The sequence below is a fragment of the Oceanobacillus bengalensis genome (genome assembly GCF_003628445.1).
Taxonomy (GTDB): domain Bacteria; phylum Bacillota; class Bacilli; order Bacillales; family Amphibacillaceae; genus Oceanobacillus; species Oceanobacillus bengalensis.
In genome coordinates this window covers 37,770-50,366 of record NZ_RBZO01000019.1, presented here as the reverse complement: position 1 = coordinate 50,366, position 12,597 = coordinate 37,770, and the positions used below count along the sequence as shown (strand labels likewise).

The following is a 12,597-nucleotide window of genomic DNA, read 5'->3' as shown; positions in this document are numbered from 1 at the left end:
ATTATGCAATTAATGAAAGGTCGGTTGCATCACTAGCTCCACACGATTCAGATGCCCAGTAAACGAATCGTATTTCATAGCTTCCCTTATAAAAATGTATCGTATTTTCTTACTTTCATAGTTAAATAGTAGCAATTGCAAATTGAAGTGTCAACGCATTTCGATATTTCGTACTAGATTTTTACGCATTTTTTACAAAATTATCATACTTTTTCACTATTTTTGTAGTTTCACCCAAAACACCCATTACAAAAGGTTGAAATACCAATCAATTAAATTTTCTCCATAAAAATAAGTAATCAATGCTGCAAAGATTATATACGGACCAAAAGGAACAGGCTGTTTGCGACCAATCACTTTAAATGCCATTAATAACATCCCAATAATTGCACCTACCAAACAAGATAAGAAAAAGGCAAGTAACACTTTTTCCGTTCCTAAAACAATCCCTAAAACACCAAACAATTTCATGTCCCCAGCACCCATACCACCACGGCTTACGATTATAATTAGCGCAATAATCCCTATTCCTACGACTGCACCTAAGATGGGCGACCACCATGGTTCCAGTGGATTTAATATGCGCATAATAATGAAAAATGGGAGAAAGAACAGTAAGATTTTATTCTGGATAAGCATATATGTAATATCTGAAACGAAAATAATCATTAACATGGAAACAAGTAATAGTGCGGTAATTAACTCAACTTCCATTCCAATTTTCACATAACTAAATGCAAATAAAATACCTGTAAAGACCTCTACCATTGGATAAATGTAAGAAATTTTAGCTTTACAATGTCTACATTTTCCACCTTGAATAACAAAGGACAGAACTGGAATCAACTCATACCATGCTAATTGGTGTTTACAATTCGGGCAGTATGAACGATCATTTACAAATGTTTCATTTTTTGGTGAACGCAGGCCGACTACATTATAAAATGACCCAAAAACAATACCAACAATAAAAAAGAAGATTATAAAAAAGATTTCCATACGTTATACCCCTAATCCGTTCGTCATATGTCTATTAGACTACCATGTCTATTATATCAATGCACACTAAAAAAGCGAGCCACATGAGCTCACTTTTTTAATGCTTATATTTCCAATGCTTCCCCTATTTCTAAGACCTTACCTTCTCCTGTCTTTACCTTGCTTACAAAATCATTCGGATCCTGCTCAATTACAGGAAAGGTATTATAATGAATTGGGACAACTACTTTCGCCTTCACCCAATCTGCTGCAACAAGTGCATCTTCTGGTCCCATTGTAAAGTTATCGCCAATCGGGATGAATGCTAGATCAATATCATGCATTTCCCCGTACATCTTAAGGTCTGAGAATAATGCAGTATCCCCTAAATGATAAATGGTTTTCCCCTCAGCGGTTAATAAAATCCCACCAGGCATCCCACCATAAACAACCGTTCCATCCTCTTCTGTATATGATGAACCATGGAAAGCCTGCGTAAATTTCACTTTCCCAAAATTGAATTCCCGCGAACCTCCAATATGCATTGGATGAACATTTAATCCTTTTGTACCTAAATAGTTTGCAAGTTCATTTGGTGCTACAACAAGCGCATCATTTCGCTTCGCAATTTCTAACGTGTCACCAACGTGATCGTTATGTGCGTGAGTAAGCAATATTACATCCGCTTTAACCTTGGATGCATCCAAATCACATGCACCATTCCCATTTATAAATGGATCAACAAGAATCGTATGGTTAGCTGTCTCTACTTTAACAACCGCATGTCCATGATAAGAAACCTTCATGATATTTCTTCCTTTCTATAAATAGTCTACGTAATCATTTCGACAAAAAGGTCCGAATCCCTTCTAACACTTAATAGTTTTTCCAAGAACTCTCATATATACCAATTAAATGTGGGTCAATTAATGTATTCGGTTTTAACTCTACCAATTTACCATCCTTTTCAATCTCTGCATCTTCATCTTTTCCGAAAGTCGTCAAGCTTTGCAAAACATCATTTGTTAGAAATCTTGTTGAAACGTCGATATCTATTCTGGCCGCATTTATTTCATCACGACTAGCCATGATAAATCCCCAATTTCCAAAGCTTGGTACATCAACATGGAAATTTTCTACATGTAGACCTGTGGATGCTACCGTCTCCGAAATAGTCCAATACACTTCTGTTGCAAAGACAGGACTCGTAGCTTGAATCATTGCAGCACCACCAGGAGATAGATGATTTCTCATTAAGGAATAAAACTCCCATGTATAGAGTTTGTTTAAGCTTTCATTATTCGGGTCTGGTAAATCGACTATGATTACATCGAAGAACACATCAGACTGTTCTAGGAATTGAAAGGCATCCGTATGTATTACCTCTACTTTTTCATTTTTAAGCGAAGCCTCATTTAATCCTAAAATTTCCGCATTCGTGTTCGCAAGCTGTACAACAGCAGGGTCTAAATCAACTAAAGTAATTTGCTTTACGTCATCATATTTCAATATTTCCTTCACTGCAACTCCGTCTCCACCACCTAATACTAATACATTCTCCCGTTCATCGGCATAAGTCATTGCAGGATGTACGAGCACCTCGTGGTAGCGATATTCATCAGTTGAGCTTAGCTGTAACGAACCATTTAAATACAACCTTACATCTTCCTCATAGAAATCTTGAGTTAGAATTATTTTCTGATAGTTACTTTGTTCCATATGCATTATTGGGTCCTGATAGAGCTTTTGCTCAAAGCTAAATGCTGCTTCTTCTCCAAAAAACAATCCAATAATTAACATAATTAAGATAAGAATCCCAAATATAGCATGCACAGTAAAGTTACGTATCTCTTTTCGGAATAACCATAAAACGATTAGAGCGACAATGACATTAATACAACCGATTAAAAAGGCAGATTTCACAAGTCCTAGCTGTGGGCGTAGTAAAAACGCAAATAGGATACCTCCAATTAATCCCCCAGCATAATCCGAGAATAAAACCCTTGCCGTACTTCGATTTAACTCAACACCAATATCATTTGCCTTCCGAATAAGTATTGGCAGTTCAAACCCTGTTAAGGCTCCGATTAAGACAGTGATAAAGTATAAAAAGAATGCATCTGTTCCTGATGGTGCAAAAGCGGTAATACCAAACATCGTAAAACTGGAAAACCCACCAATCAGTCCCACACCAAATTCAATCCAGACAAAAGCAAGGATTAAATTTTTCATTACCTTTTCACTAAGACTCGCTCCAATCCCCATCCCAGTTAAGAATAGTGAAATCGTTAACGTATACTGCTTAACACCATCACCTAATATGTAAGACCCCAATGCACCAAACAAAACTTCAAAAATAATTCCACAAATCGACACAATGCCACTAGACCAATAGATAATGCTTGACTTACGTATTGCCTCGTTATTCATTATTCACACTCCGAAACGATAAAAATAAGGCCAAGCTGCTGCCAGGCCATGTCATTAAAATTTATTTATTCTATGTAATTGATGCACCAACAACTAGACCAAGTCCGATGGAAATACTCATCGAAAATATACCTACTGCAATGTTATTGTTCTTAATCTGTTCTTCCACAGAAAATTTTCTAGTTAATAATTCTACTAACAAATATGCAACCATTTGCAATACGATACCAACTGCACCCCAAATAACACTATCATAAATATGATTGCTATGATAAATTGAAAACGCAAGAATAATACAAATACCTATAACTTTCCCTGCAATTGATAATGCAACGGCTACATTGCCATTCTCAATTTCTTCATAATCCTTATATTTGGTTGTTATTACTTCAAAAATCAATAAACCAATATATACAATGACAACCGATATTACAAAATACGCCACTGTTGCAATAAATGCTTCCACTTCCTTCAACCTCCTTTATTTTCCAAAGCCAAAACCGCCACCTCGAAATGTTGTGTTACCCCTCAACGTGGAACCCGATCCTGAAGAATCACTACTTTTACTCCTACTCCAATTACTTCCAAACATATCGTCTAATAAACGAATCGCAAAATAGGTTTGCAAAAAGCTTGGAGAATAATTATTTCTAACATATGTTTCACTAGCTACTTCAATGAGTAGCACTTTATCATCATCAACACTTGGAGCAAGTGTTAAAAACGCATCAGGATAGATAAAAATTTGCTGGTCATCAATTTCATCACTAACTTCTGTTGGATTTGTTGCTTCCTCTAAAACATTTGCGAGTTCAGAAAGTGTAAATTGTGTTGTCGCATAGATTTCAGCAGATTCATTATTATCAGAGAATGTATCCACTAACGGAAAATTCACTTCAATGATATCATCAATTTCAGTGCTTGGACTAGATGTAATCGAAGAAATAATCGTCTGCTTATCCAATTCACCTGGTACCTCATCTGCCGTAATTGATATCTCTTGTGACATCCCTCTGCTTGAACTGTCTAATGAACACGCACTCAAAAATATAATGCTAAATAAAAGTGCAATTGAAAAAAACATTTTTTTGCGCAAACCAATCCCCCTCTCCTTAACCTTTTAAGGGAAAAACAGTAAGAATGGAGCAGTTTTACCTGCCCCACCATTCATATATACTGTAAACAAGATATCGTTATTCCTAATAGAGGATATTCAAAAAGTCCGGTAAAAATGACACATCGAGAAGAGGAACTTCTATTAAACCCGCCCACGTCCTGTGGGCAACGTAGAAGTCACCACATCCTGTGGAAGCTCGTTAGCTTGCTTTTCCGTTCCTCACGTATTAATTGCATACGTTCCAGTACCGGCAGCTAAACTGCCTCGAACTTCTCGGTCCTTTTTATCCTCCTTTTTGAACACGTACTAATAATGGAATTTATTTATTATTTACCTAATTTTTCTTTCAAAGCAGCTAATTCATCATCCACATCATTTTTGACTAAATCCTCAAATTCATCATCTAATGTACGGCTTGCTTGGGATAAGTCTTCTGAAGTTTCTGCTTCTGCTTCAAAGCGTAGAACCTTTTCTTCCATGCGCTCAAATCCACGTTTTGAATCATCTCCGCCAATGGATGACATGGTACGGTTAATTTTCGTTCTTGTTTTCGCTGATTCAGCACGAGCTTTTAATGAATCTTTCTTTAAGTTCATTTCTTGGTATTCTTTCTTCATTTCGTCTAATTTCGAACGTAGCATATCTGCATCTGCTTTAGCACGTTCCCATGATTCATTTAATGCTGTTGCAGTCGCATCATGGTCTTTCTTATCTTGAAGCGCACGTCGAGCTAAATCATCATTCCCAGCTTCAATTGCTTTTACTGCTTGGTCTTGGCGTTTTTCTACCAATGCAAGTGCATCATTTGCTTTGCGCTTTAACATTTTTTCATTTGCAATTTGCTTAGCAACTGCAGCTTCTACTTCACGAATATCCTCTGCCATATCACGCATATACTGATCAAGTAATTTCACTGGATCTTCCGCCTTGTCAAGCATTGAATTTAATTCTGAACTAACAACTGTTGATACGCGTTTAAAAAATTTAAACATTTAAATTCCTCCTTTAAAATGATCCTGCTATTATTTTTAATTCATAAGGCTCAATCGAATACCCCACACTAACTTCGATTTCTGTTCCCCAAGATTCGAGGCTAAGGTAACTTTCATCATCCTCATCGGCGTAATCACCATAGTGTGTTTCTTTCCCTTGCAAACTCGAACTTCTACCCTGCCCTTGTACCCTTGCTACGCCTTCTTCTTCTAGGAAGTAAGTCTTTCCTTCGAATTCAAGCTTCTTCGGGTATGGAGAAGTTACTGGGAGCTGCACGCTCTTGTAGATGCCTAACTCTAATTCATCATCCATCTCAGCAGCAAGCCAGATTGTATCATGACCCCCATCTTCAAGGAGCTGATAGCTTAACCATTCATACCCACTATCTCTGTATGTGATTTTACCAACAACTTCAAAATCACGAAGGTCATAAGTCACAATGTCACCAATTTCTATGTTCAGGGCATTTCTTTCTTTTGGTACAGGTTTATTTTGTTTTTTCTTTGAAAATAAATTTGAAAACAGCCCCACAACTTCACCTCAGTCCATCTATTTATTCGGTGCGTATAATACTAGTACGTTACATGATTCGTAAAGGTTTCAAAAAGTATTAAAAAATGTTAAGTTATTTTTCTTTTGATATACTAGTTATATTGTTTGTTCAAAAGGAGGATAAAAGGACCGAGAAGTCTCCCTTCTCGATGTGTCAGTTTTACCGGACTTTTTGAACATTCTTCTATATTCTAACATATGAGGTGGTAAACATGGCAACCCGAATGACAGATTTTTTAGCATTGCTTAATAAGGAAGGAATTGATAGTGCACTTGTTACATCAACAGCAAATTTCTATTACTTAAGCAATTATTATACAGACCCACATGAGCGTGTAATCGCGGTGTATGTCGCAGCCAACATTGATCCCGTTTTACTGCTACCAGCAATGGAAGCAAATGATGCGAAAGCTTGTGGTTGGGAATTTGAAATAATCGGATATTATGACCATGAAGATCCATGGCAGCTATTATTACAGTATTTGGAGAAAAACGGAAAGGTTCCACAGTCTGTTGCAATGGAACAAGATCATATTACATTGGAGCGCTATAAAGCGATAAAAGGTATTTTTCCAGATGTGGAAATATTTGATGCAAAGGAAATGCTCGCAAATTTACGTGTCATTAAGACTAAAAAAGAGTATACCTTACTAAAAGAGGCGGCAGCATTAGCAGACTTTGGCGTTAAAACAGGGGTTGAAGCGATTAAAGAGGGCGTTAGTGAGCTTGCATTAGTTGCACAAATTGAATACGAACTAAAGAAACAGGGTGTGCAGCAAATGTCCTTCTCAACGATGGCACTCTCAGGTGCAAAGACCGCTTCTCCACACGGCACACCTTCGTCTAAGGAAATTACTTCAGGTGACCTTGTGCTTTTCGACCTTGGTGTAGTTTATGAAGGATATTGTTCTGACATCACTCGGACCGTAGCTTTCCAGTCAATTACAGAGGAGCAAAGGAAAATATATGATACGGTGCTTGCAGCTGAGCAACATGCGATTAACGCTTCTACATTAGGAACGCCTGTTGGGAAAATTGATAAAGCTGCTAGAGATACCATAGCCAATGCTGGTTTTGGTGAATATTTCACCCATCGAATTGGCCATGGGTTAGGAATTGAAACCCATGAATATCCGTCTATGCATGCAAATAACGAAACAGCTCTTCAACCTGGCATGTGTTATACCATTGAACCAGGAATCTACATACCAAATGTCGGCGGTGTTCGTATCGAGGATATGATTTTCACTACTGATAAGGGTGCGGAAGTTCTAACGAAATTTCCTAAGGAACTTGTCATTGTAGGTTAAAAAAAAAGAAATCGAGTATTCTTCTCGATTTCTTTTTTTATTAATTTATTTAAGCAATTCATGTGCATCATTAAATTCAACATTATGTGCTTCAGCCACTGCCTTAAATGTTACATAACCATCTAATGTGTTAATTCCTTTTAACAATGCTTCATTATCTAGACATGCTTGTTTGTATCCTTTGTTCGCGAGTTGCAGTGCATAAGGAACGGTTACATTAGTCAAGCCAATTGTTGAAGTACGCGGTACAGCACCAGGCATGTTTGCAACGGTATAATGAACAACTCCGTGTTTTACAAAGGTAGGATCATCGTGTGTTGTAATTCGATCACTTGTTTCAAAGTTTCCTCCCTGGTCAATTGCCACATCGACAACAACCGATCCATCTTTCATTTCTTTAATCATTTCTTCTGTTACTAATACAGGAGCTTTTGCACCCGGAATTAAAACAGATCCTATAACCAAATCAGAATCAACGACTGCATCATGAATATTAAGTGAGTTAGAGATTAATGTGTTTACTGACGAACCAAAAAGATCATCTAATTGACGTAATCTTTCTGGACTTAAATCAATGATCGTTGTGTCAGCACCAAGTCCTACTGCTATTTTAGCAGCATTGGTTCCTACACCTCCACCACCAATAATCGTAACTTTCCCTCGTTTTACTCCTGGAATCCCTGAAAGAAGAATACCTTTTCCACCTTTTGGTTGCTCTAAAAATTGAGCACCAATTTGAGTCGCCATTCGACCAGCAACCTCACTCATCGGCGTTAATAAAGGCAACGAACGGTTAGGGAGTTGAACCGTTTCATAGGCAATACCAATAACTTTCTTCTCAACCAAGGCTTTCGTTAATTCTCTCTCATTTGCTAAATGCAAATATGTAAATAATATAAGACCTTCATAGAAATATCCATATTCTTCTGGTAGAGGTTCTTTGACCTTCATAACCATTTCTTGATTCCATGCTTCTTTTGCAGAGGATACTATGTTTGCTCCAGCAGCCGTATATTGCTCATCCGTAAAACTAGAACCCAGCCCTGCTCCTGTTTCTACAGATACTTTATGTCCAGCATGAACTAATGTTAGTACACCAGACGGCGCAATCGCCACTCGGTTTTCACCATTCTTAATTTCCTTTGGTACCCCTATTCTCATTACATAAATCCCCCAATCAACTTTTATATATTGGTATTTCTTACGACCATTGTAACAAATAATATGTAAAAGTCATAACAATTTTTAATCATCTCAATCTTATATGAAAGGGTCCACTTTTTATAAATGCTATTTTCGTATTGAATGTGCTGCTGATATAAATTGTTGACATATTTAATTCAGAAACAAATCCCGCATCACTTCAAGATGCGGGACAAATCAATTAGTTCTTTCGGTTATTAAAATGGTGAACCCCTATATTATTGTTCAATTCATCTTCTACTACACCACTTTGATAGCTTTCAAACAATTGGTTTTGTACTGCCTGAACACCATCTTTATCTTCATACAGCTGTAATCTGCTTTTTGGTATCTTATCTTTAATGCTATTCTTTTTAGCCAAGGATTTCACCTCCATATAAGTAGTATGTCCAAAAAATCGTAACAATGTTGTAACTATTATTTCCAGTTAACGCATTGTAGCGCTTTCATGATTGGTATATAATGGAACTTGAAAGGGGAGGATACCATGGAATATAAAAAAATTATTGTAGCAGTTGACGGATCTCAAGCTGCAGAAAAGGCATTTAATAAATCCCTCGATATTGTTAAACGAAATAACGCTAAATTAATCTTGGCACATGTTGTAGATTCCAGAACATTTGCAACAGCAGAAGCATATGATCGTACGTTGTCAGAACGTGCAGAAGCGTATGCAAGGGAATTGCTAGACAGCTATGTGGATAGTGCTAAGGAAGCTGGCGTAACTGATATCGTTCGTTGTATTGAATATGGATCCCCGAAGGTAAAAATAGCAAAAACAGTTGCAGAAAACTTTGATGCAGACTTAATCATTTGTGGTGCAACAGGAATGGGTGCAGTTGAACGATTCTTAATTGGTAGTGTTTCTGAAAATATAACTAGACATGCCTCATGTGATGTCCTTGTCGTTCGCTAAATATATAATTTAAAAAGGAGAGCTGCACAAGCTCCCCTTTTTTTGTATTCATATAAGTCTTTTGTTTTGTATTGTTTATTGCAATTGATATAAGATGCATCGAATTTTATTCTTTTGCGTCAAAACCTATATCTAAGAAAAACATAATGCTTTAGAAAGGCATTTATTATAGACTAGATAAACGTACGGTATCTCTTGCAATCATTACTTCTTCGTTTGTAGGGATAACAATTACTTTAACTGGTGAGTGTGGATAGTTTATGAACTGCTCTTTTCCACGCACATTATTGCGTTTAGGATCCCAATATACGCCCATAAATTCTAATCCTTTTAAGATTCTCTCTCTCATCGTAATGCTGTTTTCACCAACACCAGCTGTAAAGATGATTGCATCCACGCCAGACATTTTCGCTGCATACGAACCAATATATTTATGAATTCTTCCTGCAAAAACGTCCAACGCAAGTTGTGCTCTTTCATTTGTGTCTGCTTGTTCTTCAATGTCACGCAAGTCACTTGAAAAACCAGATAAAGCAAGCATTCCACTCTTTTTATTTAACACATTTATTACATCATCAGCCGTTTGACCAGTCTTCTCCATAATGTAAGGAATCAATGCAGGGTCAATATTACCAGAACGTGTTCCCATTGTTACACCAGCAAGTGGGGTGAATCCCATTGATGTATCGATTGATTTTCCACCTTCAATTGCGGTAATACTAGCGCCATTACCAATATGACATGAAAGCAAACGTAAATTCTCAATTGGTACACCAATTAATTCAGCTGCACGTTCGGATACATATTTATGTGATGTCCCGTGGAAACCATACTTACGGATTCCATACTCTTCATAGTATTCATAAGGTAAGCTGTATAAATAAGAAGATTTAGGCATTGTTTGATGGAATGCTGTATCAAACACAGCTACCATTGGAACAGACGGAAGCGTTTCTTTGAAAGCCTGTATTCCTGTTAGATTAGCTGGGTTGTGTAATGGTGCAAGTTCTGATGTTTCTTCAATCTTCCTGATAACATCATCATCAATAACAACGGAATCATTAAAGTGTTCTCCACCATGTACCACACGATGTCCAACTGCATCTATTTCATCAAATGATTTTACTACTCCAGTAGAGATTAGTGAATCCAATAACATTTTAACTGCCACAGCATGGTCTGGAATATCTGTTGTAGTCTTGTCCTTTTTTCCATCTACTTCTATAGAGAAGATCGAATCACTTAAACCAATACGTTCTACTAAACCAATTGCTTCAACGTTTTCTTCTGGCATTTTAATTAATTGAAATTTTAAGGATGAGCTACCTGCATTAACTGCTAATATATTGTTACTCATTGATGTCAACTCCTAAATTCTTTTCTATTGTTTATTATGGTTCTTTTTAAACCAAAGATTCATTTGTCCTAATATATCTGCCATTTGGTTTGCATTTTTAAAGGAAGGCATCTGTACAAGTAGTGGTTGTTTAACCCCTGAAGTTTCCTTCCCTTTCTTTTGCAGTATTAGGATACTTTTTGCATTGTTGTTCGATTTAAATGCACTTTCTGGTAAACGAATCAAACCAATTATATGTGCATGATCATGTAGAAATCGATTTAACTGTTTCGATTGCTCACTGTCAAACAGGAATTCGGGGATAATATAGATGTTGTAGCCAGCTTCTTTCGTATATTTCAGACCCTGCTCAATAAATAAATGATGTGCATAGGAATGTCCTTCATCTGCTTTTAATTTATATCCACTAGCCTGTACATCATCTGGATAGTAGCCAATTGGTAAATCTGCAACCACTAAATCTACTGGATCTAATAAAAACGGTCGTAAACTATCCTGATGGAAAAATTCAATTTGCTTTTTCTGTAAATTTGCATTTAGTACTGCTAGTTGAATTAATGTTGGATCAACTTCACTAGCAAAAGCTTTCACATCTTGGTTCAGTTTTTCTAGAACGGTTGTAAGTAGATTACCTGTTCCACCAGCAGGATCAAAGACGCTTACTTCTTTTTTCCCTTCCATTAATTTATCAGCAAGATATCCGACAATTAATCCGACCGTTTCTGGAGTCATCAGATGCTGCTGTTGTGTAGAATCCTTCATCCCTTTCAATATCGCTAATTGAATAGCTTTACGAATCTCATCCGTTTTATGTGTAGATAAATCTATTTTTTCTAGTGATTTCTCTATTTTCTTGGCGAGGGTATCATCTAAATCTTCTGGTGGACTTTGATAGAATAAACTTTCCATCACAATTGCCAAACTATCTATGTAAAGTTCATCTGAATGTTGAACAATCATTTCACTTGTATTATTAAACCATTCAAATAAGGTTTCAACATTTGATTTATCCATTAGTTAATCCTCCAATCGTTCCTTCTATTACGTGTGAACATCCTCTTCTACAACTTTCTTATTGTACCAAAAGAAACCGTATTATGTAACTGATATACTTGAAGGAAAAACTCGAACCAACATTAAATCAGTTGAATCCCGATGGAATTCAACTGATTATATCATTTATTTCTTATTTGGCTTCTTTTGCTGCTTGAAGTGCCGCTTCATAATTTGGATGTGTTGTTACTTCTGGAACATATTCGACATATGTAACCTGATCGTTCGAATCTACAACAAACACTGAACGTGCCAATAACCGATTTTCTTGCATTAAGACACCATAACTTTCACCAAATGATGCATCACGATGATCTGATAGGGTATCTAGATTTTTAACACCTTCAGCTGCACACCAGCGTGTTTGAGCAAAAGGTAGATCCATACTAATCGTTAATACTTGGACATTTTCAAGTTTATCTGCTTCTTCATTAAAACGTTTGGCTTCCTGAGAGCAAACACCAGTATCCACGGATGGAACTGCTGCAATTAATTTAACCTTTCCTTTATAATTATCTAATGAAACTTCTTTAAGATCATTTGATAATACGGTAAAATCAGGCGCCTTATCCCCAACTTTAATTTCATTACCTACTAATGTGACAGGCTCATTATGAAATGTAACATTTGCCATTCAATTTCATCCCTCTCTATAATAATTTCTACAATTTTATTATGAAGAAAGTAA

14 protein-coding genes and 1 riboswitch are annotated in these 12,597 nt (G+C 36.6%); of the genes, 2 read left to right on the top strand and 12 right to left on the bottom strand.

Annotation, left to right across the window (positions count from 1 at the left end):
* Positions 1-9: 9 nt before the first annotated feature.
* A riboswitch (cyclic di-GMP riboswitch) is annotated at positions 10-94 on the bottom strand.
* Between the two features lie 152 nt (positions 95-246).
* The 7 genes from D8M05_RS12470 to D8M05_RS12440 form a co-directional block, all read right to left on the bottom strand.
* A complete protein-coding gene (locus D8M05_RS12470; RefSeq protein ID WP_121132276.1) occupies positions 247-999 on the bottom strand; it encodes a prepilin peptidase in 753 nt (250 codons plus the stop codon).
* A gap of 104 nt (positions 1,000-1,103) precedes the next feature.
* Positions 1,104-1,784: a metal-dependent hydrolase gene (locus tag D8M05_RS12465; RefSeq protein ID WP_121132274.1), complete on the bottom strand. Its 681-nt coding sequence runs from the start codon at positions 1,782-1,784 to the stop codon at positions 1,104-1,106.
* A gap of 70 nt (positions 1,785-1,854) precedes the next feature.
* The gene (locus tag D8M05_RS12460; RefSeq protein ID WP_121132272.1) at positions 1,855-3,411 is read right to left on the bottom strand and encodes a polyamine aminopropyltransferase; all 1,557 of its coding nucleotides are present in this window, start codon (positions 3,409-3,411) and stop codon (positions 1,855-1,857) included.
* Between the two features lie 67 nt (positions 3,412-3,478).
* On the bottom strand, positions 3,479-3,874 hold the full coding sequence (locus D8M05_RS12455; protein WP_121132270.1) for a DUF350 domain-containing protein: 396 nt from the start codon (positions 3,872-3,874) through the stop codon (positions 3,479-3,481).
* Between the two features lie 15 nt (positions 3,875-3,889).
* Complete coding sequence (locus D8M05_RS12450; protein ID WP_245985345.1) at positions 3,890-4,417, bottom strand: DUF4247 domain-containing protein; 528 nt, start codon at positions 4,415-4,417, stop codon at positions 3,890-3,892.
* A 434-nt stretch (positions 4,418-4,851) separates the two neighbouring features.
* Positions 4,852-5,517, bottom strand: a complete 666-nt coding sequence (locus D8M05_RS12445; RefSeq protein ID WP_121132268.1) for a PspA/IM30 family protein — start codon at positions 5,515-5,517, stop codon at positions 4,852-4,854.
* 13 nt (positions 5,518-5,530) lie between these two features.
* Positions 5,531-6,049 carry a DUF4178 domain-containing protein gene (locus D8M05_RS12440; RefSeq protein WP_121132266.1) on the bottom strand — a complete coding sequence of 173 codons (519 nt, stop codon included), beginning with the start codon at positions 6,047-6,049 and terminating at the stop codon, positions 5,531-5,533.
* A gap of 233 nt (positions 6,050-6,282) precedes the next feature.
* Between D8M05_RS12440 and D8M05_RS12435 the strand changes: the two genes are divergently transcribed.
* Positions 6,283-7,380, top strand: coding sequence for a M24 family metallopeptidase (locus tag D8M05_RS12435; protein WP_121132264.1), 1,098 nt, complete (start codon positions 6,283-6,285; stop codon positions 7,378-7,380).
* Between the two features lie 45 nt (positions 7,381-7,425).
* On the opposite strand, the gene ald is transcribed toward D8M05_RS12435, so the two are convergent.
* Positions 7,426-8,541: an alanine dehydrogenase gene (ald, locus tag D8M05_RS12430; protein WP_121132262.1), complete on the bottom strand. Its 1,116-nt coding sequence runs from the start codon at positions 8,539-8,541 to the stop codon at positions 7,426-7,428.
* Between the two features lie 223 nt (positions 8,542-8,764).
* Positions 8,765-8,944: a hypothetical protein gene (locus D8M05_RS12425; protein WP_121132260.1), complete on the bottom strand. Its 180-nt coding sequence runs from the start codon at positions 8,942-8,944 to the stop codon at positions 8,765-8,767.
* 126 nt (positions 8,945-9,070) lie between these two features.
* Between D8M05_RS12425 and D8M05_RS12420 the strand changes: the two genes are divergently transcribed.
* Positions 9,071-9,499, top strand: a complete 429-nt coding sequence (locus D8M05_RS12420; RefSeq protein ID WP_121132258.1) for a universal stress protein — start codon at positions 9,071-9,073, stop codon at positions 9,497-9,499.
* Between the two features lie 166 nt (positions 9,500-9,665).
* Here D8M05_RS12420 and D8M05_RS12415 read toward each other — a convergent pair whose 3' ends face one another.
* The 3 genes from D8M05_RS12415 to tpx form a co-directional block, all read right to left on the bottom strand.
* On the bottom strand, positions 9,666-10,856 hold the full coding sequence (locus D8M05_RS12415) for an acetate kinase (RefSeq protein ID WP_121132256.1): 1,191 nt from the start codon (positions 10,854-10,856) through the stop codon (positions 9,666-9,668).
* Positions 10,857-10,880: 24 nt separating this feature from the next.
* Complete coding sequence (locus D8M05_RS12410) at positions 10,881-11,870, bottom strand: class I SAM-dependent methyltransferase (protein ID WP_121132254.1); 990 nt, start codon at positions 11,868-11,870, stop codon at positions 10,881-10,883.
* A 172-nt stretch (positions 11,871-12,042) separates the two neighbouring features.
* Positions 12,043-12,543 (bottom strand): thiol peroxidase, encoded by a 501-nt coding sequence (gene tpx / locus D8M05_RS12405; protein ID WP_121132252.1) that lies wholly within the window; start codon positions 12,541-12,543, stop codon positions 12,043-12,045.
* Between the last annotated feature and the right edge of the window lie 54 nt (positions 12,544-12,597).

Coding starts and splice junctions, on each gene's coding strand:
- D8M05_RS12410 (WP_121132254.1), bottom strand. CDS start 11,870: ATGGATAAATCAAATGTTGAAACCTTATTTGAATGGTTTAATAATACA.
- D8M05_RS12420 (WP_121132258.1), top strand. CDS start 9,071: ATGGAATATAAAAAAATTATTGTAGCAGTTGACGGATCTCAAGCTGCA.
- tpx (WP_121132252.1), bottom strand. CDS start 12,543: ATGGCAAATGTTACATTTCATAATGAGCCTGTCACATTAGTAGGTAAT.
- D8M05_RS12465 (WP_121132274.1), bottom strand. CDS start 1,784: ATGAAGGTTTCTTATCATGGACATGCGGTTGTTAAAGTAGAGACAGCT.
- ald (WP_121132262.1), bottom strand. CDS start 8,541: ATGAGAATAGGGGTACCAAAGGAAATTAAGAATGGTGAAAACCGAGTG.
- D8M05_RS12470 (WP_121132276.1), bottom strand. CDS start 999: ATGGAAATCTTTTTTATAATCTTCTTTTTTATTGTTGGTATTGTTTTT.
- D8M05_RS12445 (WP_121132268.1), bottom strand. CDS start 5,517: ATGTTTAAATTTTTTAAACGCGTATCAACAGTTGTTAGTTCAGAATTA.
- D8M05_RS12450 (WP_245985345.1), bottom strand. CDS start 4,417: ATGTCACAAGAGATATCAATTACGGCAGATGAGGTACCAGGTGAATTG.
- D8M05_RS12415 (WP_121132256.1), bottom strand. CDS start 10,856: ATGAGTAACAATATATTAGCAGTTAATGCAGGTAGCTCATCCTTAAAA.
- D8M05_RS12435 (WP_121132264.1), top strand. CDS start 6,283: ATGGCAACCCGAATGACAGATTTTTTAGCATTGCTTAATAAGGAAGGA.